Origin of the sequence: Streptomyces sp. ML-6, assembly GCF_030116705.1 — a bacterium.
Lineage (GTDB): Bacteria > Actinomycetota > Actinomycetes > Streptomycetales > Streptomycetaceae > Streptomyces.
This window is the reverse complement of sequence record NZ_JAOTIK010000001.1, coordinates 1,256,569-1,281,849: the sequence shown is the minus strand read 5'-3', so window position 1 is coordinate 1,281,849 and position 25,281 is coordinate 1,256,569. Positions and strand designations below refer to the sequence as shown.

Annotated in this window: 20 protein-coding genes and 1 pseudogene; 13 read left to right on the top strand and 8 right to left on the bottom strand. The window is 70.0% G+C overall.

The features are described from left to right. Window positions 1-251: 251 nt before the first annotated feature. A complete protein-coding gene (locus tag OCT49_RS05630; protein ID WP_283850783.1) occupies window positions 252-1,610 on the top strand; it encodes an enolase C-terminal domain-like protein in 1,359 nt (452 codons plus the stop codon). Further along, the gene (locus tag OCT49_RS05625) at window positions 1,607-2,386 is read left to right on the top strand and encodes an SDR family NAD(P)-dependent oxidoreductase (protein ID WP_283850782.1); all 780 of its coding nucleotides are present in this window, start codon (window positions 1,607-1,609) and stop codon (window positions 2,384-2,386) included. Before OCT49_RS05630 ends, OCT49_RS05625 begins: the two co-directional genes overlap by 4 nt. A 68-nt stretch (window positions 2,387-2,454) precedes the next feature. On the opposite strand, the gene OCT49_RS05620 is transcribed toward OCT49_RS05625, so the two are convergent. The 5 genes from OCT49_RS05620 to OCT49_RS05600 form a co-directional block, all read right to left on the bottom strand. Continuing rightward, complete coding sequence (locus tag OCT49_RS05620) at window positions 2,455-3,126, bottom strand: FadR/GntR family transcriptional regulator (RefSeq protein ID WP_283850781.1); 672 nt, start codon at window positions 3,124-3,126, stop codon at window positions 2,455-2,457. A 215-nt stretch (window positions 3,127-3,341) separates the two neighbouring features. Continuing rightward, window positions 3,342-4,952, bottom strand: a complete 1,611-nt coding sequence (locus OCT49_RS05615; RefSeq protein ID WP_283850780.1) for a glycerol-3-phosphate dehydrogenase/oxidase — start codon at window positions 4,950-4,952, stop codon at window positions 3,342-3,344. 5 nt (window positions 4,953-4,957) lie between these two features. Continuing rightward, window positions 4,958-6,484: a glycerol kinase GlpK gene (gene glpK / locus OCT49_RS05610; RefSeq protein ID WP_283850779.1), complete on the bottom strand. Its 1,527-nt coding sequence runs from the start codon at window positions 6,482-6,484 to the stop codon at window positions 4,958-4,960. A 57-nt stretch (window positions 6,485-6,541) separates the two neighbouring features. Then, window positions 6,542-7,333 carry an MIP/aquaporin family protein gene (locus tag OCT49_RS05605; RefSeq protein ID WP_283850778.1) on the bottom strand — a complete coding sequence of 264 codons (792 nt, stop codon included), beginning with the start codon at window positions 7,331-7,333 and terminating at the stop codon, window positions 6,542-6,544. A gap of 236 nt (window positions 7,334-7,569) precedes the next feature. Next, window positions 7,570-8,334, bottom strand: coding sequence for an IclR family transcriptional regulator (locus OCT49_RS05600; protein ID WP_283850777.1), 765 nt, complete (start codon window positions 8,332-8,334; stop codon window positions 7,570-7,572). 239 nt (window positions 8,335-8,573) lie between these two features. On the opposite strand from OCT49_RS05600, the gene metH reads away from it, so the two are divergent. The 3 genes from metH to OCT49_RS05585 all read left to right on the top strand — a co-directional run bounded on the left by metH (window position 8,574) and on the right by OCT49_RS05585 (window position 14,864). Continuing rightward, window positions 8,574-12,086, top strand: coding sequence for a methionine synthase (gene metH, locus OCT49_RS05595; RefSeq protein WP_283850776.1), 3,513 nt, complete (start codon window positions 8,574-8,576; stop codon window positions 12,084-12,086). Between the two features lie 116 nt (window positions 12,087-12,202). Continuing rightward, window positions 12,203-12,904, top strand: a complete 702-nt coding sequence (locus tag OCT49_RS05590) for an HAD family hydrolase (protein WP_283850775.1) — start codon at window positions 12,203-12,205, stop codon at window positions 12,902-12,904. A 361-nt stretch (window positions 12,905-13,265) separates the two neighbouring features. Then, window positions 13,266-14,864 carry an ABC transporter substrate-binding protein gene (locus OCT49_RS05585; RefSeq protein WP_283850774.1) on the top strand — a complete coding sequence of 533 codons (1,599 nt, stop codon included), beginning with the start codon at window positions 13,266-13,268 and terminating at the stop codon, window positions 14,862-14,864. 85 nt (window positions 14,865-14,949) lie between these two features. Here OCT49_RS05585 and OCT49_RS05580 read toward each other — a convergent pair whose 3' ends face one another. Together OCT49_RS05580 and OCT49_RS05575 are read right to left on the bottom strand one after the other, a co-directional pair. Next, the gene (locus OCT49_RS05580; protein ID WP_148833656.1) at window positions 14,950-15,621 is read right to left on the bottom strand and encodes a response regulator; all 672 of its coding nucleotides are present in this window, start codon (window positions 15,619-15,621) and stop codon (window positions 14,950-14,952) included. Window positions 15,622-15,631: 10 nt separating this feature from the next. Then, on the bottom strand, window positions 15,632-16,477 hold the full coding sequence (locus OCT49_RS05575; RefSeq protein WP_283855679.1) for a RecB family exonuclease: 846 nt from the start codon (window positions 16,475-16,477) through the stop codon (window positions 15,632-15,634). Between the two features lie 171 nt (window positions 16,478-16,648). On the opposite strand from OCT49_RS05575, the gene OCT49_RS05570 reads away from it, so the two are divergent. The 3 genes from OCT49_RS05570 (at window position 16,649) to OCT49_RS05560 (ending at window position 19,723) form a co-directional block, all read left to right on the top strand. Then, window positions 16,649-17,899: a site-2 protease family protein gene (locus OCT49_RS05570; RefSeq protein ID WP_283855678.1), complete on the top strand. Its 1,251-nt coding sequence runs from the start codon at window positions 16,649-16,651 to the stop codon at window positions 17,897-17,899. A 62-nt stretch (window positions 17,900-17,961) separates the two neighbouring features. Next, window positions 17,962-18,870 carry a tRNA (adenine-N1)-methyltransferase gene (locus tag OCT49_RS05565; RefSeq protein WP_283850773.1) on the top strand — a complete coding sequence of 303 codons (909 nt, stop codon included), beginning with the start codon at window positions 17,962-17,964 and terminating at the stop codon, window positions 18,868-18,870. 274 nt (window positions 18,871-19,144) lie between these two features. Continuing rightward, window positions 19,145-19,723 (top strand): hypothetical protein, encoded by a 579-nt coding sequence (locus OCT49_RS05560; RefSeq protein ID WP_283850772.1) that lies wholly within the window; start codon window positions 19,145-19,147, stop codon window positions 19,721-19,723. Window positions 19,724-19,762: 39 nt separating this feature from the next. Here OCT49_RS05560 and OCT49_RS05555 read toward each other — a convergent pair whose 3' ends face one another. Further along, on the bottom strand, window positions 19,763-20,074 hold the full coding sequence (locus OCT49_RS05555) for a ferredoxin (RefSeq protein WP_283850771.1): 312 nt from the start codon (window positions 20,072-20,074) through the stop codon (window positions 19,763-19,765). Window positions 20,075-20,315: 241 nt separating this feature from the next. Here OCT49_RS05555 and arc point away from each other — a divergent pair, with 241 nt between their 5' ends. From arc to prcB, 5 genes and pseudogenes are all read left to right on the top strand, one after another. Then, the gene (gene arc / locus OCT49_RS05550; protein ID WP_283850770.1) at window positions 20,316-22,082 is read left to right on the top strand and encodes a proteasome ATPase; all 1,767 of its coding nucleotides are present in this window, start codon (window positions 20,316-20,318) and stop codon (window positions 22,080-22,082) included. Window positions 22,083-22,319: 237 nt separating this feature from the next. Further along, window positions 22,320-23,831 carry a depupylase/deamidase Dop gene (gene dop, locus OCT49_RS05545; RefSeq protein ID WP_349632779.1) on the top strand — a complete coding sequence of 504 codons (1,512 nt, stop codon included), beginning with the start codon at window positions 22,320-22,322 and terminating at the stop codon, window positions 23,829-23,831. Between the two features lie 121 nt (window positions 23,832-23,952). After that, window positions 23,953-24,171 (top strand): ubiquitin-like protein Pup, encoded by a 219-nt coding sequence (locus OCT49_RS05540; protein ID WP_016325855.1) that lies wholly within the window; start codon window positions 23,953-23,955, stop codon window positions 24,169-24,171. A gap of 101 nt (window positions 24,172-24,272) precedes the next feature. Next, window positions 24,273-24,463 (top strand): annotated as a pseudogene (locus tag OCT49_RS05535) (endonuclease domain-containing protein); the annotation flags it as partial. Further along, the gene (prcB, locus tag OCT49_RS05530) at window positions 24,415-25,260 is read left to right on the top strand and encodes a proteasome subunit beta (RefSeq protein WP_283850769.1); all 846 of its coding nucleotides are present in this window, start codon (window positions 24,415-24,417) and stop codon (window positions 25,258-25,260) included. The pseudogene OCT49_RS05535 and the gene prcB, both read left to right, overlap by 49 nt. Window positions 25,261-25,281: the final 21 nt, after the last annotated feature.

Sequence of the window (25,281 nt, the reverse complement as noted above, 5' to 3'; positions counted from 1 at the left end):
CTCCTTCCGAAGTTCCCTTGTGTACTCATCAACCTTACGGCTTTCGGCCCCTCCCGCCGCAGTCCCTGCGCACACTCGGACCTCCCGGCCCCACCGGCGGTGGATCACCGATCCGATCAAGGCTTCATCTTGCGAATACATCCGAGCTGTGTCCAGTGAATTTGCCGTCAAGCCTGGACGTTGAAGCCTTCTTGGCGCTATACATCGGATGACCAGAACAGAGGTCCGATGTTATTCCCCTGGGGGCGCACATGAGTCAGACCGTCACGGATCTCGTGGTCCACGACATCCGTTTTCCGACCTCGGAACAACTGGACGGTTCGGACGCCATGAACCCGGATCCCGACTACTCGGCCGCCTACCTCGTGCTGCGCACCGATGAGCCCGCCGGTGCGGACGGGCCGGGCGGCGACGGCGGCGCGGGCACCGAGGGGCATGGCTTCTGCTTCACCATCGGGCGCGGCAACGAGGTGATGGCCGCCGCCATCGAAACGCTGCGCCCCTACGTGGTGGGGCGCCCGGCTCCCCGTACCGCGGCCGACCTCGCCGCACTGCACCGGGAGCTCACGCACGACTCCCAACTGCGGTGGCTGGGACCGGAGAAGGGCGTGATGCACATGGCGGCCGGCGCGGTCGTCAACGCCGCCTGGGACCTGGCGGCGAAGCTGGCGGGACAGCCGGTGTGGGAGTTCCTCGCCGGGATGACGCCCGAGGAGCTCGTCTCCCTCGTGGACTTCCGCTACCTCACCGACGCCCTCACCCCTGACGAGGCCCTGGAGATCCTGCGGGCCGCCGAACCGGGCCGGGCCGAGCGCGCCGAACGGCTGCGCGCCGAGGGCTACCCGGCGTACACCACCTCGCCCGGCTGGCTGGGCTACACCGACGACAAGCTGGTCGGCCTGGCGAAGGAGGCCGTCGCCGACGGCTTCACCCAGATCAAGCTGAAGGTCGGCGGCAGCCTCCCCGACGACGTCCGCCGACTCGCCCTGGCCCGCGAGGCCGTCGGCCCCGACGTCCGGATCGCCGTCGACGCCAACCAGCGCTGGGACGTCGCCGACGCGGTCGAGTGGATGACCGCGCTCGCCCCGTACGACCCGCACTGGATCGAGGAGCCGACCAGCCCCGACGACATCCTCGGCCACGCCGCCGTGCGGGCCGGGCAGCCGGTCAGGGTCGCCACCGGTGAACACGTCGCCAACCGGGTCGTGTTCAAGCAGCTCCTCCAGGCCGGGGCGGTCGACTTCGTCCAGATCGACGCGGCCCGGGTCGCGGGCGTCAACGAGAACCTGGCGATCCTGCTGCTCGCCGCCAAGTACGGCGTGCCGGTCTGCCCGCACGCGGGCGGCGTCGGCCTCTGCGAGCTGGTGCAGCACCTGTCGATGTTCGACTACGTGGCGGTGTCCGGCAGTTGGGACGACCGCGTGATCGAGTACGTCGACCACCTCCACGAACACTTCGCCGACCCCACCGTGATCGAGAACGGCCGTTACGTCGCCCCGGACGCCCCGGGCTTCTCCGCCCGGATGCTCCCCGGGTCGATCGCCGCACACCGCTACCCGGAGGGCCCCGTGTGGCAGGCCCGCCGCATCGCCGAGGAGGCCAACCGATGACCGGCACACGTGACTTCGAGGGAATGGGCGCACTGGTGACGGGCGGCGCCTCCGGCATCGGGGCCGCCGTCACGGCCCTGCTGCTGGCACGCGGCGCACGGGTGGCCGTGCTCGACCGGGAGACCGCGGGGGCCCCCGCCGGGGCCCTGGCCGTCGAGGCGGACGTCACCGACGACGCCGCCGTGCGCGCGGCGGTCGACCGGGCCGCGGCCGAACTGGGCGCGCTGCACACCGTCGTGTCCAACGCGGGCATCGGCTCCATCGGCACGGTCGAGGACAACGACGACGAGGAGTGGGGCCGGGTCCTGGACATCAACGTCCTCGGCATGGTCCGCACCGCCCGGCACGCCCTGCCCCATCTGCGGCGCGCGGCGGCCGACCGGCCGGGCGCCGTGTCGATCACCCAGACCTGCTCCATCGCGGCGACCGCCGGGCTGCCGCAGCGCGCCCTGTACAGCGCCAGCAAGGGCGCGGTCCTCTCGCTGACCCTGGCGATGGCTGCCGACCACGTCCGCGAGGGCATCCGGGTCAACTGCGTCAACCCGGGCACCGCGGACACGCCGTGGATCGGCCGGCTGCTGGGGCAGGCGGAGGACCCGGCCGCCGAACGGGCCGCGCTCAACGCCCGCCAGCCGCTGGGGCGGTTGGTCTCCGCCGACGAGGTGGCCGCCGCGATCGTGTACCTCGCGAGCCCCGCCGCCGCCTCGGTCACCGGCACGGCGCTCGCCGTCGACGGCGGAATGCAGGGACTGCGGCTGCGCCCGGCCGGAAGCTGACCGGCCCTCCGGGAAGGCGGACTCCGGGAAGGCGGAGGGGTGCCCGGCCCGGCCACCCCTCCGCCGCGTCACAGCGTCGACCTCAGCCACTGCTCCACGCTCGCCACGTGCACCGTCGCCCAGGCCCGCGCGGCCTCCGCGTCCCGGTCCCGCAGGGCCGACACGATCGCCCGGTGCTCATGCAGCGTGCGGCTGACCGCGTCCTCCTGGGTCAGACCGCGCCACACCCGCGCCCGGGTCGTCGGCCCGGACAGCCCGTCGAGCAGCGAGCAGAGCACCGAGTTCCCGGACGCCTGCACGATCCCGCGGTGGAACTCCAGGTCGCAGGCGACCAGTTCCTCCACCGAGGGCTGCGCGCCCAGCGCGTCCAGCTGTGCGCCGAGCGCGTCCAGCCGGGCGTCGTCGATGCGGGTGGCCGCCATCGCCGTCGCGGCCGGCTCCAGGATCCGGCGGACGGCGAGGAACTCGAGCACCGTGTCGTCGCGGTGGAAGTCCACGACGAAGCTCAGCGCCTCCAGCAGCAACTGCGGATCGAGGCTGGTCACATAGGTGCCGTCGCCCTGGCGCACGTCGAGGATGCGGATCAGCGACAGCGCGCGCACGGCCTCCCGGAGCGAGTTGCGGGAGAGCCCGAGCTCGGCCGCGAGCTCGCTCTCCTTGGGGAGCCGGTCGCCGGGCCGTAGCGCACCCGAGACGATCATTCCCTTGATCTTCTCGATCGCCTCGTCGGTGACAGCCATGACGGTCCTCCTGAGATCCGGACGGGAATCAGACATCCGATGTATCTCTTCATTATGGGGGCGGGGAGGGGCGAAGGAGCCGGGCCCGGCGAGCTCGTCCGCGCCGGGCGGCCGTGCCGCCCGGCGCCGTGCCCGGCCGGACACACGGGCGGGGCGGCCCCGTCGTGGGAGCCGCCCCGCCCGCTTCGTACGCCGGGCCGTGTTGTGCCGCTCCGTCAGCTCCGGTCGCCGAGCATGGTCTCGACCCCGGCCCGGATCTCGTCCGTCGCCAGGCCCCGGATCGTCAGCGTCGTCCGGCGGCGCAGCACGTCGTCCGCCGTCTCGGCCCACTCGTGGTCGCGCGCGTAGGCGACCTGCGCCCAGATCTCCGGCGCGTCCGGGTGGATGCGCTCGGCCAGCGCCGGGTTCTCGTTGGCCAGCCGGGCGATGTCGAAGGAGAGCGAGCCGTAGTGCGTGGCCAGGTGCCGCGCGGTGTCGGCCGCCATCCGCGGACCGGGCGTACCGCCGTCGACCAGCAGCCGGTGCGCCACCGCGTTCGGGTTGGCGATGCCCGGCAGCGGGAGCTTCTTCGGCAGGTGCGCGATCGGCTCCATGTCCTCCGCGAGCGGGCGGCCGGGGAGCGCGGCCAGCTTGTTCATCACCGTACGGCCGATGTGGCGGAACGTCGTCCACTTGCCGCCCGCGACCGACAGCATCCCGCCGCGGCCCTCCGTCACGACCGTCTCGCGCTTGGCCCTGGACGTGTCGCCGGGACCGCCGGGCAGCACCCGCAGACCGGCGAAGGAGTACGTGATCAGGTCCCGCGACAGCTGCTGGTCCCGGATGGAGAACGCCGCCTCGTCCAGGATCTGCGCGGTGTCCTGCTCGGTGACCGCGAGGTCCGCCGGGTCGCCCTCGTACACCTCGTCCGTCGTACCGAGCAGCAGCATGTCCTCCCACGGCAGGGCGAACGTGATCCGGTACTTGTCGATCGGGGTGGCGAGCGCGGCCTTCCAGGGGCGGGTGCGCTTCAGTACGAGGTGCGCGCCCTTGGACAGGCGTATGGAGGGCGCCGCGGCCGGGTCCTCCATCCTCCGCAGGTGGTCGACCCACGGCCCGGTGGCGTTCAGCACGAGACGGGCATCGACGCCGAACTCCGTGCCGTCCAGGCGGTCCTCCAGGTCGGCGCCGGTCACCCGCCCCCGGGTGAACCGCAGCCCGGTCACCGCCGCGTGGTTGAGGACGACCGCGCCCGCGTCGACGGCCGCGCGCACCGTCATCAGCGCCATCCGGGCGTCGTTCATCTGGTCGTCGCCGTAGACCGCGACGGCCTTCAGGTTGTCCGTGCGCAGCTCCGGCACGTCGCGCCGGGCCCGTGCCGGGCTGATCACGTGGCCGACCCCGTCGCCGAACGCGGAGAGCGCCGAGTAGGCGAACACGCCCGCGCCGAGCTTGGCCGCGCCGTGCGGGCCGCCCTTGTACACCGGCAGGTAGAAGGTGAGCGGATTGGCCAGGTGCGGGGCCACCTGACGGGACACCGCACGGCGCTCGAAGTGGTTCTCCGCCACCAGCTTCACGGCACCGGTCTGCAGGTAGCGCAGACCGCCGTGGAGCAGCTTGGAGGAGGCGGAGGAGGTGGCGCCGGCGAAGTCGCCGGCGTCCACCAGGGCCACCCGCAGCCCGGACTGCGCGGCGTGCCAGGCGGTGGAGATGCCCAGGATGCCGCCACCGATCACCAGGAGGTCGTACGCAGCCCTGGACAGCTGCTCCCGGGTCTCGGCGCGGCTCGGGAGGGAGCCGGAGGCCGGGTGTGTCCCGAGGGACGGGACGCTCTGCAGGGTGGTCATGTCGATTACTCCTCGTCTTCGAGCCAGCCCATGGTCCGCTCGACGGCCTTGAGCCAGTTCTTGTACTCACGGTCGCGGGTGTCCGCGTCCATGCGGGGTGTCCACTCGGCGGCCCGGCGCCAGTTGGCGCGCAGCGCGTCGGTGTCCGGCCAGAAGCCGACGGCGAGACCGGCGGCGTAGGCGGCGCCGAGGCAGGTCGTCTCGGCGACCATGGGCCGCACCACGGGCGCGTCCAGGAAGTCGGCGAGCGTCTGCATCAGCAAGTTGTTGGAGGTCATGCCGCCGTCGACCTTCAGGGCGGCCAGCTCGACGCCGGAGTCCTTCGTCATGGCGTCGGTGATCTCGCGGGTCTGCCAGGCGGTGGCCTCCAGGACGGCACGGGCGATGTGCGCCTTGGTGACGTACCTGGTCAGACCGGCGATGACACCGCGGGCGTCGGAGCGCCAGTACGGGGCGAACAGACCGGAGAAGGCGGGCACGAAGTACGCGCCGCCGTTGTCCTCGACCGAGGAGGCCAGGGTCTCGATCTCGGCCGCGGACTTGATCAGCCCCATCTGGTCGCGCATCCACTGCACCAGCGAACCGGTGACGGCGATGGAGCCCTCCAGGGCGTAGACCGGCTTCTGGTCGCCGATCCGGTACCCGACGGTCGTCAGCAGCCCGTTGTACGAGTTGACGGGCGTCTCACCGGTGTTCATCAGCATGAAGGTGCCGGTGCCGTACGTGGACTTGGCCTCGCCCTCGGAGAAGCAGGTCTGGCCGAAGAGGGCCGCCTGCTGGTCGCCGAGCGCGGACGCCACGGGCACCCCGTCGAGCACGCCGCCCCTGGCGTTCCCGTACACCTCGGAGGAGGAACGGATCTCGGGGAGCACCGCGGCCGGGATGTCCATCGACTGGAGGATCCGCTCGTCCCACTTCATCTCGTGCAGGTTCATCAGGAGCGTGCGCGAGGCGTTGGTGACGTCGGTGACGTGGACGCCGCCGTCGGTGCCGCCGGTCAGGTTCCAGATGACCCAGGAGTCCATGGTGCCGAAGAGGATCTCTCCCCGCTCCGCGCGTTCGCGCAGCCCCTCGACGTTGTCGAGCAGCCAGCGGACCTTCGGGCCGGCGAAGTAGGAGGCGAGCGGCAGACCGGTCTCGCGGCGGAACCGGTCCTGGCCGACGTTGCGGCCGAGCTCCTTGCAGAGGGCGTCGGTCCGGGTGTCCTGCCAGACGAGGGCGTTGTGGACCGGCTCACCGGTGTTCTTGTCCCAGAGCAGCGTGGTCTCGCGCTGGTTGGTGATGCCGATCGCCTTCACGTCGGCGGCCGTGATGCCCGCCTTGACGACGGCGCCGGCCACGACCTCCTGGACGTTCTCCCAGATCTCGGTCGCGTCGTGCTCGACCCAGCCCGGCTTCGGGAAGATCTGTTCGTGCTCCTTCTGGTCGACGGAGACGATCCGGCCGTCCTTGTCGAAGACGATGCAGCGGCTGGAGGTGGTGCCCTGGTCGATGGCCGCGATGAACGGGCCGGTGGTGTGTGCGTCGGTCACGGTGTGCTCCCGGAAGTCTGTGTGGTCTCTTGGGGGGACGGCTCTGGGCGCCGCGGCTCAGGCGAAGGCGACGTTGTAGAGCCCGCCCGCGATCGCGCCGCCGATCAGCGGTCCGACGATCGGTACCCAGGCGTAGCCCCAGTCGGAACCGCCCTTGTTCGGCAGCGGCAGCAGCGCGTGCACGATACGCGGACCGAGGTCGCGGACCGGGTTGATCGCGTACCCCGTCGGGCCGCCGAGCGAGAGACCGATGCCCACCACGAGCAGCGCGGTGATCAGGGCGCCGAGCGTGCCGAGGCCGTTGCCGTCATTGTTGAGGCCCTGGGTGAGGATCGCCAGGACCAGCACGACGGTGGCGATGATCTCGGTGACCAGGTTCTGCGCGGCGTTCCGGATCTCGGGACCGGTGGAGAAGATGCCCAGGACCGGGCCCGCGGCCGGGGCGGCGGCCTTGTCGACCATGCCGTCCTCACCCGTACGGGCGCCCACGATCTCCGGATCCGTGAGGTGCGCCCGGAACTGCCCGTAGTACGTCGCCCAGACCAGCACCGCGCCGATCATCGCGCCGAGCAGCTGGGAGGCGAGGTACAGCGGCACGTCGCCCCACTCGGTGCCGCCCTGGATCGCGAGGCCGAGGGTGACCGCCGGGTTGAGGTGCGCGCCGGAGACCCCGCCGGCCAGGTACGCGCCGGTCAGCACCGCGAAACCCCACCCGAAGGTGATGGCCAGCCAGCCGGCGTTCCGGGCCTTGGAGTGCTTGAGAGTGACGGCGGCACAGACACCGCCGCCGAGCAGGATGAGCACGGCGGTACCTATGGTCTCGCCGATGAAGATGTCGGAGCTGGACACCCGCGACTCCTTTGTCCTTCGTCCAGGGAAGCCGAACCCCGGGTCCCTCCGGTGGTCCGCGCCCTCGTGGGAGGGCGTTTTCCGGCCCTTGGCGCTGTCACACCATAACGCTTATTTCCGTTAGCTGTTCGACAATGCCGACCGGTGAACGGCAATGCTTCCCCCAGGTGAATCGGGCGTCAAGGGTTGTGTGGCCCATAACTCGATCGTTACCGGGTGATGCGCCGCGGCCGGGCTCAGAAGCGTCCGGCGCCCAGGTCCCTGGAGACCGCGCGGGCGCAGTCGCGCACCGCGGCGATCAGCTCGGGGCGCAGCTCCCCGTTCGCGCAGACCCGCTCCACCGCACCGGTCACGGCCACCGCGCCCACCGGCATCCGCCGCCGGTCGTGGATCGGGGCGGCCACCGCGGCCACCCCCTCCCAGGTCTCCTCCACGTCGGCCGCCCAGCCCCGGGCCCGGGTCAGGTCGAGCATCGCCTCGAATTCCTCCGCGTCGGTGACGGTGCGCGGGGTGAAGGACTTGCGCTCGGCCTCCAGGGCCTCGGTGTGCGCCACCGGGTCGTAGGCCGAGAGCACCTTGCCCAGGGCCGTGGAGTGCAGCGGCTGCATGGCCCCGACCTCCAGGACCTGCCGGCTGTCGTCGGGGCGGAAGACATGGTGGACGATGAGGACGCCCTGCTGGTGCAGCACGCCCAGATAGGCGCTCTCGCCGCTGGAGCGGGCCAGGTCGTCCGTCCAGACGAGCGCGCGGGCCCGCAGCTCGTGGACGTCCAGATAGCTGTTGCCCAGCCGCAGCAGCTCCGCCCCCAGCTGGTACCGGCCGGACGCGGTGTCCTGCTCGACGAAGCCCTCGTGCTGGAGGGTGCGCAGGATGCCGTGCGCGGTGCCCTTGGCCAGGCCCAGCGAAGAGGCGATGTCGGACAGTCCCAGCCGACGCTCGCCGCCGGCCAGCAGGCGCAGCATCGCCGCCGCCCGCTCCAGCGACTGGATGTTCTTGGCCATCGCGCCGTACTCCTCCACCTCGGTTCGACAATGCTGAACACTATCGGTCGATGCCGACCCATGCTCGATCGCGGAGGAAAACCGCGGCGCCACTCCGATCCGGACATCGCCCCGCACAGCATGCCGTCCGCTCCGTGGGACGGAGTGACGACCCCGGCCGCCGCCGGGCTAGGCTGGCCTGGTGCGCCTTCCACCGAAGCCGCAAAGCCGACAGCCGTCGCATCCCAGGGAGTACATCCATGGCCTCGTTGCCGACCCCTTCCGCCGACAGCAGGAACCGAGCCGGAGCGCTGCGTGAGGCGCTCGCCACCCGGGTGGTGGTGGCGGACGGTGCGATGGGCACCATGCTGCAGGCGCAGGACCCGACGCTGGAGGACTTCCAGCAGCTCGAGGGCTGCAACGAGGTGCTGAACGTGACGCGGCCGGACATCGTGCGGTCGGTGCACGCGGAGTACTTCGCGGCGGGGGTGGACTGCGTCGAGACGAACACCTTCGGGGCGAACGCCTCGGCGCTGGGGGAGTACGACATCCCCGAGCGGATCTTCGAGCTGTCGCAGGCCGGGGCACGGATCGCGCGGGAGGTCGCCGACGAGTTCACCGCCTCGACCGGACGGCAGCGGTGGGTGCTCGGCTCGATGGGGCCGGGCACGAAGCTGCCGACGCTGGGCCACGCCCCGTACGCGAGGCTGCGGGACGGGTTCCAGCAGAACGCCGAGGGGCTGATCGCCGGCGGTGCGGACGCGCTGATCATCGAGACCACGCAGGACCTGCTGCAGACCAAGGCCGCGGTGCTGGGCGCGCGGCGTGCCATGGAGGCGGCGGGCAGCGATCTGCTGGTGCTGTGTTCGCTGGCGTTCGAGACGACCGGGACGATGCTGCTGGGCTCGGAGATCGGTGCGGCGCTGACCGCGCTGGAACCGCTGGGCATCGACATGATCGGCCTGAACTGCTCGACCGGCCCGGCCGAGATGAGCGAGCACCTGCGCTACCTGGCCCGCCACTCCCGTATCCCGCTGCTGTGCATGCCCAACGCGGGCCTGCCGGTGCTGACGAAGGACGGTGCGCACTTCCCGCTGGGGCCGGAGGGGCTGGCCGAGGCGCAGGAGACGTTCGTGCGGGAGTACGGGCTGTCGCTGGTGGGCGGGTGCTGCGGGACGACGCCGGAGCATCTGCGCCAACTGGTGGAGCGGGTGCGGGGCGCCGAGCTCGTGGCGCGCGATCCGCGCCCGGAGCCGGGGGCCGCCTCGCTGTACCAGACGGTGCCGTTCCGCCAGGACACGTCGTATCTGGCGATCGGGGAGCGGACCAACGCCAACGGGTCGAAGAAGTTCCGCGAGGCGATGCTGGAGGGCCGGTGGGACGACTGCGTGGAGATGGCCCGCGACCAGATCCGTGAGGGCGCGCACATGCTCGACCTGTGCGTCGACTACGTGGGTCGCGACGGGGTCGCGGACATGGAGGAGCTGGCCGGGCGGTTCGCCACCGCCTCCACCCTGCCCATCGTGCTGGACTCGACCGAGGTGCCGGTGCTGAGGGCGGGGCTGGAGAAGCTGGGCGGCCGGGCGGTGCTGAACTCGGTGAACTACGAGGACGGCGACGGGCCCGAGTCCCGGTTCGCGCAGGTGGCCGGCCTGGCGGCGGAGCACGGGGCGGCGCTGGTGGCGCTGACGATCGACGAGGAGGGCCAGGCCCGCACGGTGGAGCACAAGGTCGCCGTGGCCGAGCGCCTGATCGCGGACCTGACGGGGAACTGGGGGATCCGGGAGTCGGACATCCTGATCGACTGCCTGACCTTCACGATCTGCACCGGGCAGGAGGAGTCCCGCAAGGACGGTCTCGCCACCATCGGCGCGATCCGGGAGCTGAAGAAGCGCCACCCCCAGGTGCAGACCACGCTGGGCCTGTCCAACATCTCCTTCGGCCTGAACCCGGCCGCCCGGGTGGTGCTGAACTCGGTCTTCCTGGACGAGTGCGTCAAGGCCGGGCTGGACTCCGCGATCGTGCACGCCTCCAAGATCCTGCCCATCGCCCGCCTGGACGAGGAACAGGTGCGAGTGGCCCTGGACCTCATCCACGACCGCCGCACCGAGGGCTACGACCCCCTGCAGCGGCTGATGGAGCTGTTCGAGGGCGTCAGCACGAAGTCGATGAAGGCGGGCAAGGCCGAGGAACTGGCCGCCCTCCCCCTGGAGGAACGCCTCCAGCGGCGGATCATCGACGGGGAGAAGAACGGCCTGGAGGCCGACCTCGATGAGGCCCTGCAGGACCGCCCGGCGCTGGAGATCGTCAACGACACCCTGCTGGAGGGCATGAAGGTCGTCGGCGAGCTGTTCGGCTCCGGCCAGATGCAGCTGCCGTTCGTCCTGCAGTCCGCGGAGGTGATGAAGACCGCGGTGGCCCACCTCGAGCCACACATGGAGAAGTCCGACGACCAGGGCAAGGGCACCATCGTGCTGGCCACGGTCCGCGGCGACGTCCACGACATCGGCAAGAACCTCGTCGACATCATCCTGTCCAACAACGGCTACAACGTCGTCAACCTCGGCATCAAGCAGCCGGTCTCGGCGATCGTGGAGGCCGCCGAGGAACACCGCGCCGACGTGATCGGCATGTCCGGCCTCCTGGTCAAATCCACCGTGATCATGAAGGAGAACCTGGAAGAGCTCAACCAGCGCAAACTCGCCGCCGACTTCCCCGTCATCCTCGGCGGAGCCGCCCTGACCCGTGCCTACGTCGAACAGGACCTCCACGAACTCTACGAAGGCGAAGTCCGCTACGCACGCGACGCCTTCGAGGGGCTGCGCCTGATGGACGCCCTCGTCGCCGTCAAACGCGGCCTGCCCGGCGCCGCCCTGCCGGAGCTGAAGCAGCGCCGCGTCCCGCGCCGGGAGACGGCGGTCCTGGAGGTGGAGGAGCCGGCCGGAGACGTGCGCTCGGACGTCGCGGTCGACAACCCGATCCCCACACCCCCCTTCTGGGGCACCCGGGTCGTCAAGGGCATCCCGCTCAAGGACTACGCCTCCTGGCTCGACGAGGGCGCCCTCTTCAAGGGCCAGTGGGGACTGAAGCAGAACCGCGCCGGCGACGGACCCACCTACGAGGAACTGGTCGAGACCGAGGGCCACCCCCACCTGCGCGGCTGGCTCGACAAGCTCCATACCGAGAACCTCCTTGAAGCCGCCGTCGTCCACGGCTACTTCCCCTGCGTCTCCAAGGGCGACGACCTCATCCTGCTCCACGAGGACGGCTCCGAACGCACCCGCTTCACCTTCCCCCGCCAGCGCCGCGGCCGCCGCCTGTGCCTCGCCGACTTCTTCCGCCCCGAGGAATCCGGCCAGACCGACGTCGTCGGCCTCCAGGTCGTCACCATCGGCTCCCGCATCGGCCAGGAAACCGCCAAACTCTTCGAGGCCAACTCCTACCGCGACTACCTCGAACTCCACGGCCTGTCCGTCCAGCTCGCCGAAGCCCTCGCCGAGTACTGGCACGCCCGCGTCCGCGCCGAGCTGGGCTTCGGCGGCGAGGACCCCGACGACGTCCAGGACATGTTCGCCCTGAAGTACCGCGGCGCCCGCTTCTCCCTCGGCTACGGCGCCTGCCCCGACCTCGAGGACCGCGCGAAGATCGCCGAACTGCTCCGCCCCGAACGGATCGGGGTCCACCTCTCCGAGGAGTTCCAGCTCCACCCCGAACAGTCCACCGACGCCATCGTCATCCACCACCCCGAAGCGAAATACTTCAACGCGCGGTAAGACGATGTTCGACGCGCGGTAGCGGGGCAAGTCGTACACTTGTCGGCCCAGTGCAGGCCGGTCGTCCTTTCCACGGGAGAGGCGACCGGCCTCTCGTCCCTCACGGAGGTGTGCCGATGACCAGTACGGTCCCCGCGTCCTTGACCCGCACGGCCGAAGGTGCCGCGCTCCAGGCCGTTCTGCTCGACATGGACGGCACCCTCGTCGACACCGAGGGCTTCTGGTGGGAGACCGAGGTGGAGGTCTTCGCCGAACTCGGGCACCGGCTCGACGAGGCATGGCGGGACGTGGTGGTCGGCGGGCCGATGACCCGCAGCGCCGGTTACCTCATCGATGTCACCGGCGCGGACGTCACCCTCGACGAACTCACCGTGCTGCTCAACGACCGCTTCGAGAAGCGCATCGGCCGGGGCGTGCCGCTGATGCCGGGCGCGGCCCGGCTCCTGGACGAACTGGCCAGGCATGAGGTCCCCACCGCCCTGGTCTCCGCCTCGCACCGGCGGATCATCGACCGGGTGCTGGACTCGGTGGGGCACCACCACTTCGCCCTCACCGTCGCGGGCGACGAGGTCTCCCGCACGAAACCGCACCCGGAGCCCTACCTCACCGCCGCCTCCGGCTTCGGCGCCGCCCCCGAGCGCTGCGCCGTCATCGAGGACACCGCGACCGGTGTCGCCGCCGCGGAGGCCGCCGGCTGCCGGGTGGTCGCAGTGCCGTCCGTCGCCCCCATCGCCCCCGCGTCCGGCCGGGTGGTCGTGGGCTCGCTGGAGGAGGTCGACCTCGCCTTCCTCCGGGAACTGGTCACGGGAATCCAGTGATTCGCACACCGAGGGTGTTTCTGTGAATAAAAGGAAAAGCTCTCGGTGAGGAGTGTGTGCTTTCTGTCGCGCGTACGTGTGCGGGGGTGTGCGCGCGACCGGGATTGCAAATACAGGAAAGCGTGAGCTTTGTCACTCGATAAATCCTGAAAATTGTTCAGGATCCACCTGGGTGCCCGTTTTGCGGTGGTGAAAAGTCCCGATTGCTGACGGTTCGAACGAAGCCTTCCGGGCACGGGGAAACGGTGCGTGGTTATTCCCTCGGCCGTCCGATCGCATGGCGGAACTTCCCCGTGCGGCATTGCCGAAAGTGCCTACTAATGTCGCTCTCTCGATACCGGGATGAGGGAGAGCGTCCAAGATGAACCGCAAGACTCTGGTGCTGCCGGCCGTAGTCGGCCTGCTCGCACCCGTACTCGCCGCCTGCGGCGCGTCGGGCGGGGGCGGCGGCGGGGACGCCGTCGTCGTCGGCACCACGGACCAGTTCGTCGCCTCGAAGGACAACCCCGCACCGTTCGACCCCGCCGTCGCCTACGAGGCCGGCGCGTGGAACGTTCTCCGGCAGACCGTGCAGACCCTGATGCACGTGCCGCGCGGCGGTGGCCTGCCGGTGCCCGAGGCGGCCGAGAGCTGCTCCTTCACGGACACCCAGAACGAGAGCTACCGCTGCGAACTGCGCAACGACCTCAAGTTCACCAACGGCAGGAGGATCACGTCCGACGACGTGAAGTACTCCATCGACCGGGTCATCCGCATCGACACCCCCAACGGGCCCGGAGCCCTGCTCGCCAACATCGACACGGTCGAGACGCCGAACGAGCGGGAGGTCGTCTTCCACCTCCGTACGCCGGACGCCACGTTCCCGTACAAGCTCTCCACCCCCGTCGCGGGGATCGTGTCGCGGACCGAGTACGACGCGAAGTCCGCGCGGACCGGGTTCCAGGTGAACGGCTCCGGCCCGTACACCATGAGACCGGAGGTCGAGCACGGCGAGGTCGTCAAGGTCGTCTTCACCAGGAACCCCCTCTACAGGGGAGACCTGAAGGTGCGGAACGAGGAGGTCGAGCTGGACCTCCTCCCCGACGCGAAGGCGATGGAGAAGGCCTTCGACAGCAAGAAGATCGACATGATGACCCGCACCATGACGCCCGAACAGGCCCAGCGGATGCTGGAGGAGCCGGAGGAGGGCGTCAAGATCACCGAGATGCCGGGGCTCGCCATCCGCTACCTCGGCTTCGACACCGACGACGAGACCGTGAAGAGCAGGGCGGTCCGCCAGGCCATGGCGCAGGTCGTCGACCGCGGCGAGATCGCGAGCGAGGTGTACGGCGCCACGGCCGATCCGCTGTACTCACTGATCCCGTCCAGCATCGCCGGACACGCCAACTCGTTCTACAACAAGTACGGCGAGCCCAGCACCGCCAAGGCGGAGAAGATCCTGCGGGCCGGAGACATCGACACCCCGGTGAAGCTCACCCTGCACTACACGACCGACCACTTCGGCACCGGGACGGCCGAGGAGTTCCGGATGCTGAAGAAGCAGCTCGACGACACCGGCCTGTTCGACGTCACCGTCAAGGGCACCCCCTGGGCGAAGTTCCGCCCCGCCCAGGTGCGCGGCGACTACGCCGTCTACGGCATGGGGTGGTTCCCCGACTTCCCGGACCCGGACAACTACACGGCGCCGTTCCTCGACAAGAACAACTTCCTCAACTCGCCCTACAAGTCGACCCTGGCGCAGAAGAAGCTCATCCCGGAGTCCCGGCGCGTGGCCGACCGCAGCGCCGCGGCGGAAACCTTCGAGGAACTCCAGGACCTCGTCGCCACCGACGTCCCCGTACTGCCGATCTGGCAGGGCAAGCAGTACGCCGCCTCCCACGACGGCCTCACCGGGGTCGAATGGGCGCTCAACTCCTCCGGCGAACTCCAGCTCTGGGAACTGCAGGAAAGAGCCGGCTGACCGCCCCGCCGCCCGGACACCCCACGACGGCGTCCGGGCGGCGGGCACGTCACCGCCCGGTCGGCCCCGCGCCCGCCCGAGGCCCTCACTGGGCGCCGGGGCGCACCAGACCGCTCTCGTACGCGTACACGGCCGCCTGCACCCGGTCGCGCAGCCCGAGCTTGGTCAGCACGTGCCCGACGTGCGTCTTCACCGTCGTCTCGCTGACGAACAGATCCGCGGCGATCTCCGCGTTCGACAGACCACGGGCCACCAGCTTCAGCACCTCGACCTCGCGGTCGGTCAGCGTGTGCAGCGTGTCGGGCACGGGATCCTCGCCGGACGGCAGGTGGTCCGCGTACTTGTCGAGCAGCCTGCGGGTGATGCTCGGGGCCAGCATCGCCTCGCCCGCCGCGACCACCCGGATGGCCTGCACCAGCTCATTGGCCGGGGCGTCCTTCAGCAGGAAGCCGCTGGCACCCGCGCGCAACGCCTCCACCACGTACTCGTCGAGGTCGAACGTGGTCAGCACCAGCACCTTCGCCGGACCGTCCCGGCCGGGACCGGTGATCTGACGCGTCGCCTCCACGCCGTCCATCCGCGGCATGCGGATGTCCATCAGCACCACATCGGGCTGCAGCGCCCGCACCTGGTCGAGCGCCTGGAGGCCGTCACCGGCCTCGCCCACCACCGCGAGATCCCCCTCCGCCTCCAGGATCATCCGGAAGCCGGTGCGCAGCAGCGGTTGATCGTCGACCAGTAGGACGCGGATAGCCACAGGGTCTCCTTCAGGGTCCTTCGGGGGCCACGGGCCGGCCGGCCTCGGTGCGGACCGGATCCATTCTGCCCTGCCCCTCCGGCTCCGCCCCGGGCGGGCGGACCGACAGCGGATACACCGGGGGAGTACCACCGAATTCGGGACAGACCGACTGGTGGTCGCACCAGCCGCAGAGCTTCGTCGGCCGGGGCCGCCACTCGCCCGTCTCCGTGGCCAGCCGGATCGCGTCCCAGAGGGCCAGCAGCTTGCGCTCCACCCGCTCCAGGTCCGCCACCACCGGGTCGTACGTCAGGACGTCCCCGCTGCCGAGGTAGACGAGCTGGAGCCGGCGCGGCACCACACCCTTCAGCCGCCAGATCACCAGGGCGTAGAACTTCATCTGGAACAGCGCGCCCTCCGCGTACTCCGGACGCGGTGCCTTGCCCGTCTTGTAGTCGACGATCCGGACCTCGCCCGTCGGCGCGACGTCGATCCGGTCGATCACCCCGCGCAGCCGCAGCCCGGACTCCAGCTCCGTCTCGACGAACAGCTCCCGCTCGGCGGGCTCCAGCCGCGTCGGATCCTCCAGCGAGAACCACCGCTCCACCAGGCTCTCCGCCTCCGAGAGCCAGCGCGCGAGCCGCTCGCCCCCGGTGTCCCCGGCGAACAGCTCGGCCAGCTCCGGCTTCGACTCCAGCAACCGGTCCCACTGACCGGGGACCAGCGCCGTGGCCCGGCCGGCCGTGCGCTCCGCCGCGGGACTGTCGAAGAGCCGCTCCAGCACGGCATGCACCAGCGTGCCCCGGGTAGCCGCCTCGCTGGGCTTCTCCGGCAGCTTGTCGATGACCCGGAAGCGGTACAGCAGCGGACACTGCATGAAATCGCTCGCCCGCGACGGCGACAGGGACGAAGGCGGCTGAGGGGACCGTGACAGGGAGGCCATGTCGAAGACCCTACGGCCCGCCACCGACAGTCGGCGGCATACCATCGACCACACACCCTCGAACACTGCATGACCGTGCCGCAGGGCACCGACCGAAGGGACCCCGTGGACGAGAGCGGCGACAGCGGGCGGCCGCAGCCCGGTGCCGGGGGAACGGCACCCGGGACCGGCCCCGACGGAGGCCGGCCGCAGCGCCCCGAAGAGCCCGGAGGCGGCCTCCTCATGGGCCGCCCCTTCGGCGTGCCCGTATACGTGGCACCCAGCTGGTTCCTCGTGGCCGCACTGATCACCTGGGTCTTCGGCGGACAGCTCGACCGGGTGCTGCCGGAGCTCGGCGCGGCGCGCTACCTGGTCTCCCTCTTCTTCGCCATCGCCTTCTACGCCTCCGTGCTCGTCCACGAACTCGCGCACACGGTCATGGCGTTGCGCTACAAGCTGCCGGTGCGCCGCATCCAGCTCCAGTTCTTCGGCGGCGTCTCCGAGATCGAGAAGGAGTCCGAGACCCCCGGCCGGGAGTTCCTGCTCGCCTTCGTCGGCCCGCTGCTCTCCCTGGTGCTCGCCGGCCTGTTCTACCTCGGGATGATGTTCGTCGAGCCCGGCACCGTGCCCGGCGTCCTGCTCGCCGGCCTGATGATCTCCAATCTCCTGGTGGCCGCCTTCAACCTCCTGCCCGGCCTCCCGCTCGACGGCGGCCGCATGCTCCGGGCCGTCGTCTGGAAGATCACCGGACGCCCCATGAGCGGCACCGTCGCCGCCGCCTGGGTCGGCCGCGCCCTCGCCGTCGTCACCCTGATCGGCCTGCCGCTGCTCACCCACAGCGGGTCCTTCGGCAACGACCCCGCCGAACTCAGCGGCATGGACACCGTCACCGACGCGCTGCTCGCCGCCATCCTCGCCGCGATCATCTGGACCGGGGCGGGCAACAGCCTGCGCATGGCCCGGCTGCGCGAGCACCTCCCCGAACTGCGCGCCCGCACCCTCACCCGCCGCGCCGTCCCGGTGGAGGCCGACACCCCGCTCTCCGAGGCCCTGCGCAGGGCCAACGAGGCGGGCGCCCGCGCCCTCGTCGTCGTCGACGGCCACGGCGAGCCGAAGGGCCTCGTCCGCGAGACCGCCATCGTCTCCGTGCCGGAACACCGCCGCCCCTGGGTCGCCGTCGGCGGCCTCGCCCAGGACCTCACCGACGGCATGCGGGTCTCCGCCGAACTGTCCGGCGAGGCCCTCCTGGACCGGCTCAAGGCCACCCCGGCGACCGAGTACCTCGTCGTCGAGGAGACCGGCGAGATCTACGGGGTGCTCTCCACGGCCGACGTGGAACGGGCCTTCGTCGCCGCCCTGGCCCGGCCCGCCGCCTGAACGCCCGCCGTCCGTCCCGGCCTCGCGACCGGAGGCCGGGGAATCACCGGTACGCTGGTCACATGTCTGAACCGACCGGTGCCGCCCGCCGACGCGGGCCCTTCAAGGTCGGGGACCAGGTCCAGCTCACCGATCCCAAGGGACGCCACTACACCTTCACGCTCGAAGCCGGGAAGAACTTCCACACCCACAAGGGTTCCTTCCCGCACGACGAGCTGATCGGTGCCCCCGAGGGCAGTGTGGTCCGAACCACGGGAAACGTCGCCTACCTCGCGCTGCGCCCCCTGCTCCCCGACTACGTCCTGTCCATGCCCCGCGGCGCCGCCGTGGTCTACCCCAAGGACGCGGGGCAGATCCTGGCCTTCGCCGACATCTTCCCCGGCGCCCGCGTCGTGGAGGCCGGGGTCGGCTCCGGCTCGCTCTCCACCTTCCTGCTGCGCGCCATCGGCGACCAGGGCATGCTGCACTCCTACGAGCGCCGCGAGGACTTCGCCGAGATCGCCCGGCAGAACGTGGAACGCTACTTCGGCGAGCCGCACCCCGCCTGGCAGCTCACCGTCGGCGACCTCCAGGACAACCTCTCGGACACCGACGTCGACCGGGTCGTCCTCGACATGCTCGCCCCCTGGGAGTGCCTGGAGGCCGTCTCCAAGGCGCTGGTGCCCGGCGGCATCCTCTGCGCCTACGTCGCCACCACCACCCAGCTCGCGCGGACCGTCGAGTCCATCCGTGAGATCGGCTGCTTCGCCGAACCGCAGCCCTGGGAATCGATGATCCGCAACTGGCACGTCGAGGGCCTGGCCGTCCGTCCGGACCACCGCATGATCGGCCACACCGGCTTCCTCGTCACCGCCCGCCGCCTGGCCGACGGGGTGGAGCCCCCGCTGCGCCGCCGCCGGCCCGCCAAGGGTGCCTACGGCGAGGACTACGACGGCCCGGGCAGCCAGAGCGGCTCCTCGTCGCGCGGCTGACCCCTACGCGGCCGACCCGCTGCAACGCACCGGCGCCGCCGCCGAGTTCCCGGAGCGACCCGGGAACCGGACGGCGGCGCCTCTTCGTTGTCCGTGGGGGAAACCACCCGTGGGGGAAACCGCCCCGCAGGCCCGGATCCGTGCCGACCCCACCGTTCCTCCGCCCTGTGAGGTGTGGCACGATGCTGGCCCACCCACGCCACCGCAGAAGACCCACCGGCGCACCGCCCGTCCAGGCATCCTCGAGCCACAGGAACCACAGGAGACATCCCGCGTGCAGACCTCCGAGCTCCCGGACCTCGCGCACACCGACACCAAGCCGCTGCACTGGCTCGTCACCGCGACGGCCATGGCCGCCGTCATCGCGGCCGCCGGCGCGCTCCAGCCGGACCCCGTGGCCTCGGCATCGGCCTCGACGCCCCACCGCACCGCGACCCAGCACGGCGCACCGGCCGCCCCCGACCCGGCACGGGCGACCTTCCCCCTGGACTGCGCGGGACTGGACAGCACCGTGGCCAAGCAGGCCACCGGCGATCTCGACGGCGACGCACGCCCCGAGACCGTCGCCGTGGTCCATTGCGCGGCCGGGTCCGGCACCCCGCCCAGCGGCGTCTATGTCCTCACCAACGGGACCGGGAGCACACCCCGGCTCGTGGCGACCCTGGTGGACCCCGCCCAGAAGATGAGCATCGGTGATTTCGGGGTGCGTGACGGAATCATTTCCGCCACCCTGCTCGGCTATTCCTCGACGGAGGTGCCGCGCTGCTGCCCCGACCAGCGGGAAGAGGTCACGTGGCAGTGGCGGGGCGGTGCGTTCGTCCGCGCCACCGTCCCGGCCCCGGCCGGTGTCTGAGCAGTCACCGTCCGTGGCCCCCGGGCCCCGGCCGCCGGATCAGGCGGCCTCGGGGCCGTACACCTCGACCCTGTCCGAAACGCGACGCACGTGGATGCAGTCGCCCGGACACTCCTTGGCCGAGTCGACGACGTCCTGGAGGAGCGGCAGCGGTACCGGCGTCGTCGCGCCCCTGTACTGCAGCAGCTCGTCATCGGCGCTCTTCACGTACGCCAGGCCGTCGATGTCCAGCTCGAACACCTCGGGGGCGTACTGGACGCAGATGCCGTCTCCCGTGCAGAGGTCCTGGTCGATCCAGACCTCCAGATCCTGCGCGTCGCCACCGTTGGAAGCGTCCTGCTGCACGGTCATTTCTCCTGCCGTTCCCTGCGTATCCGAACCAAAAGAAGCCAGCCCCGACGGGTGTTGGACGGTTCGACGATACAACTGGCCGCTTTCCGATGTTGAAGGGTGGGTATTCCCCTGAAACGAGGGGGAACGCAAGGGTGAAGATCGGACACGCCCCGCAGTCTTTGTGATCTAGGGGTTTCAATCATCACCCACGCAGGTAGGGTCAGGAAGCGTCCAGCTCCCCTTGGAGGAGGTGAGGACCGTGGCAGCCCACGACGACGACATCAACCGCGGCATCCGGCCCGGACGGGGGTCCGAAGACCCAGCCGGCCAGGTCGCCTATCTCGAGCAGGAAATCGCCGTCCTGCGACGTAAGCTCGCCGACTCTCCGCGCCATACGAGGATTCTCGAAGAGCGGATCGTCGAGTTGCAGACCAACCTGGCGGGCGTGTCCGCTCAGAACGAGCGGCTCGCCAACACACTCCGTGAGGCCCGCGACCAGATCGTGGCCCTCAAGGAAGAAGTCGACCGGCTCGCGCAGCCGCCGGCCGGTTTCGGTGTGTTTCTGCAGGGCAATGAGGACGGCACCTGCGACATCTTCACCGGAGGCCGGAAACTCCGGGTGAACGTCAGCCCCAGTGTTGAGCTCGAGGACCTCCGGCGCGGCCAGGAAGTCATGCTCAACGAAGCGCTCAACGTGGTCGACGCCATGGAATTCGAGCGGGCCGGGGACATCGTCACCCTCAAGGAAGTCCTCGAGGACGGCGAGCGGGCCCTGGTCATCGGGCACACCGACGAGGAGCGGGTGGTGCGGCTCGCCGAGCCGCTGCTGGACATCACCATCCGCCCCGGCGACGCCCTGCTGCTCGAACCCAGGTCCGGCTACGTCTACGAAGTGGTCCCCAAGAGCGAGGTCGAGGAACTCGTCCTCGAAGAAGTGCCGGACATCGACTACGACAAGATCGGTGGCCTGGGCGACCAGATCGAGCTGATCCGGGACGCGGTCGAACTCCCCTATCTCCACCCCGACCTCTTCAAGGAACACGAACTGCGGCCGCCGAAGGGCATTCTGCTCTATGGTCCGCCCGGTTGCGGCAAGACGCTCATCGCCAAGGCCGTCGCCAATTCCCTTGCCAAGAAGGTCGCCGAAGTCACCGGCCAGCCGGCCGGCAAGAGCTACTTCCTCAACATCAAGGGTCCCGAGCTCCTCAACAAGTACGTCGGCGAGACCGAGCGGCACATCCGGCTGGTCTTCCAGCGCGCTCGTGAGAAGGCGAGCGAGGGCACTCCCGTCATCGTCTTCTTCGACGAGATGGAATCCCTCTTCCGCACCCGCGGATCCGGGGTCAGCTCGGACGTGGAGAACACCATCGTTCCCCAGCTGCTCGCCGAGATCGACGGTGTCGAGGGCCTGGAGAACGTCATCGTCATCGGCGCCTCCAACCGCGAGGACATGATCGACCCCGCGATCCTGCGCCCCGGCCGCCTCGACGTGAAGATCAAGATTGAGCGTCCGGACGCGGAGGCCGCGAAGGACATCTTCGCGAAGTACCTCACGCCTTCGCTGCCCCTGCACGCGGACGACCTCGCGGAGCACACCGGCTCCAGGGAGGCCGCAGCCCAGGCCATGATCCAGTCCGTCGTCGAGCGGATGTACACCGAGTCCGAGGAGAACCGCTTCCTCGAGGTCACGTACGCCAACGGTGACAAGGAAGTCCTGTACTTCAAGGATTTCAACTCCGGCGCGATGATCCAGAACATCGTCGACCGGGCCAAGAAGATGGCCATCAAGGCCTTCCTCGAACAGGGCCAGAAGGGCCTTCGCGTCTCCCACCTCCTCCAGGCGTGCGTGGACGAGTTCAAGGAGAACGAGGACCTGCCGAACACCACCAACCCGGACGACTGGGCCCGCATCTCCGGCAAGAAGGGCGAGCGGATCGTCTTCATCCGTACGCTCGTCACCGGAAAGCAGGGCGCGGACACCGGCCGTTCCATCGACACGGTGGCGAATACCGGCCAGTACCTGTAGAGCGCGGTCCGGCTGCGAATGCCCGGCCCGGGCATTCGCAGCCGGTTGCTTTTCCGGACAGCTCGCGCGACACCGCGGCAATGACGTGATTGATCTCCCCGTCGGCACAGAGGCGCTCTAGGCTCTTGCGTACCGCCCGGTCGCGCAGTGCGTGGGCGGGCCGTGCACGCGCACCGACAAGCAGCGGTATTTGAGCGCCGCCCCCCGAGGGGAGCGCCGCCGGGCAAGGAGGGCCGCATGACCGTACGTCGAGTAATGGGCATCGAGACGGAGTACGGGATCTCCGTCCCCGGCCACCCCAACGCCAATGCCATGCTCACCTCGTCCCAGATCGTCAACGCCTACGCGGCGGCGATGCACCGGGCGCGCCGCGCCCGGTGGGACTTCGAGGAGGAGAACCCGCTGCGGGACGCGCGGGGTTTCGACCTCGCGCGGGAGTCCGCCGACTCCAGCCAGCTCACCGACGAGGACATCGGCCTCGCCAACGTCATCCTCACCAACGGCGCCCGCCTCTACGTGGACCACGCGCACCCGGAGTACAGCTCCCCGGAGGTCACCAATCCGCGGGACGCCGTCCTCTGGGACAAGGCCGGCGAACGGATCATGGCCGAGGCGGCCGAACGGGCGGCCCAGCTGCCCGGCGCCCAGCCGATCCACCTCTACAAGAACAACACCGACAACAAGGGCGCCTCCTACGGCACGCACGAGAACTACCTGATGAAGCGGGAGACGCCGTTCTCCGACATCGTGCGCCACCTGACCCCGTTCTTCGTCTCCCGCCAGGTGGTCACGGGGGCGGGGCGCGTGGGAATCGGCCAGGACGGCCACGAGCACGGCTTCCAGATCAGCCAGCGCGCCGACTACTTCGAGGTCGAGGTCGGCCTGGAGACCACCCTCAAGCGCCCCATCATCAACACCCGTGACGAGCCCCACTCCGACGCGGAGAAGTACCGCCGGCTCCATGTGATCATCGGCGACGCGAACCTCTCGGAGATCTCCACCTATCTCAAGCTCGGCACCACCGCCCTGGTCCTGTCCATGATCGAGGACGGCTTCATCAACGTGGACCTCGCGGTGGACCAGCCGGTGCGCACCCTGCACCAGGTCTCCCACGACCCGACCCTGAACCACCTCGTCACGCTGCGCAGCGGCCGCACCCTCACGGCGGTCCAGTTGCAGGTGGAGTACTTCGAGCTGGGCCGCAAGTACGTCGAGGAGCGGTACGGGGCGGACGCCGACGAGCAGACCAAGGACGTCCTGGCCCGCTGGGAGGACACCCTCAACCGGCTGGAGAACGACCCGATGAGCCTGTCCGGCGAGCTCGACTGGGTTGCCAAGCGGGAGCTCATGGAGGGCTACCGCCGCCGTGACGACCTGGACTGGGACGCGGCACGCCTGCACCTGGTGGACCTCCAGTACGCCGACGTGAGGGCCGAGAAGGGGCTCTACAACCGTCTGGCGGCCCGCGGGAAGATGCAGCGCCTGCTGGACGAGGGAGAGGTCGAGAAGGCCCGTACGAAGCCTCCGGAGGACACCAGGGCCTATTTCCGGGGCCGCTGCCTGGAGCAGTACGCCGACGACGTGGCCGCGGCCTCCTGGGACTCGGTCATCTTCGATCTGCAGGGTCACGACTCGTTGCAGCGGGTGCCCACCCTGGAGCCGCTGCGCGGGACTCGTGAACACGTCAAGGAGCTCCTGGACCGCTGCCGCACGGCGGAGGAGCTGGTCCAGGTGCTGTCCGGCGGCTGAAAGGGCCGGGATCGGGGAATCATCGGGATGACCCCCGGACGTTGAGGGAAAGTACCGGGCCGATGTCGGAGCCCGTGGGTAGGGTCTGATCAAGTGCTTCGAACCGAGCGGGGTGAGCTATATGGCGACCAAGGACACCGGCGGCGGACAGCAGAAGGCGACGCGTTCCACCGAGGAGGTCGAGGAGCAGGCGCAGGACGCGCAGGCCTCCGAGGACCTCAAGGAGCGCCAGGAGAAGCTGAGCGACGACGTCGACTCGGTCCTGGACGAGATCGATGACGTGCTCGAGGAGAACGCCGAGGACTTCGTGCGTTCGTTCGTCCAAAAGGGCGGACAGTAATTCACAAATGTGAACGCGGGGGAGTGGAAGGCGGTACGCGCGGTACGGGCCCGGTCGGCCCGTACCGCGCGGCCACAAGCGGCACCGCGAGCCGGACAGCTGCCCCCACGGTTCATGTGGATCACCGCCACGGGACGGGTAGGGTCCGTGGCGTAACCGCATCAACTGCAATTCGGCCGTCGGCGAGTTGGGAGACGATCCCGACATCCGGTTCGGGGCCGTCGCTTACCTGGAGGGAAACGCGTGGAAGCCAACACTCGTAGCACCGGGCGTCTACCAGCTGCCTTCCTGACGCCGGGATCCTCTTCGTTCATGGATTTCCTGTCCGACCAGTCCCCGGAGCTGCTCCCGGGCAACCGCAGCCTGCCGCCCCTCCAGGGGGCCGTCGAGGCGCCGCACGGGACGACCATCGTCGCGGTGACGTTCCCCGGCGGGGTGGTCCTGGCCGGTGACCGGCGGGCGACCATGGGCAATGTGATCGCACAGCGCGACATCGAGAAGGTCTTCCCGGCCGACGAGTACTCCTCGGTGGGCATCGCCGGCACGGCCGGACTGGCCGTGGAGATGGTCAAGCTGTTCCAGCTGGAGCTGGAGCACTTCGAGAAGGTCGAGGGCGCCCAGCTCTCCCTGGAGGGCAAGGCGAACCGGCTCTCCACGATGATCCGCAGCAATCTGGGGATGGCCATGCAGGGCCTCGCCGTCGTGCCGCTCTTCGCGGGCTTCGACCTCGACCGCGAGAAGGGCCGGATCTTCTCGTACGACGTGACCGGCGGCCGTTCGGAGGAGCACGGGTACGCGGCCACCGGCTCGGGATCGGTCTTCGCCCGCAGCTCCATGAAGAAGCTCTACCGCGACGACCTGACGGAGCAGGAGGCACTCACCCTGGTCGTGCAGGCGCTGTACGACGCGGCCGACGACGACTCGGCGACCGGCGGCCCGGACGTGGGCCGGCGGATCTATCCGATCGTCACCGTCATCACCGACGAGGGCTACCGGAGGCTGGACGACGCGGAATCCTCCGACATCGCCCGCTCGGTCCTCGAACGCCGGATGGAGCAGCCCGACGGCCCGCGCGCCGCGCTGCTCTGACCGCCGTTCCGCTGCTTCTTC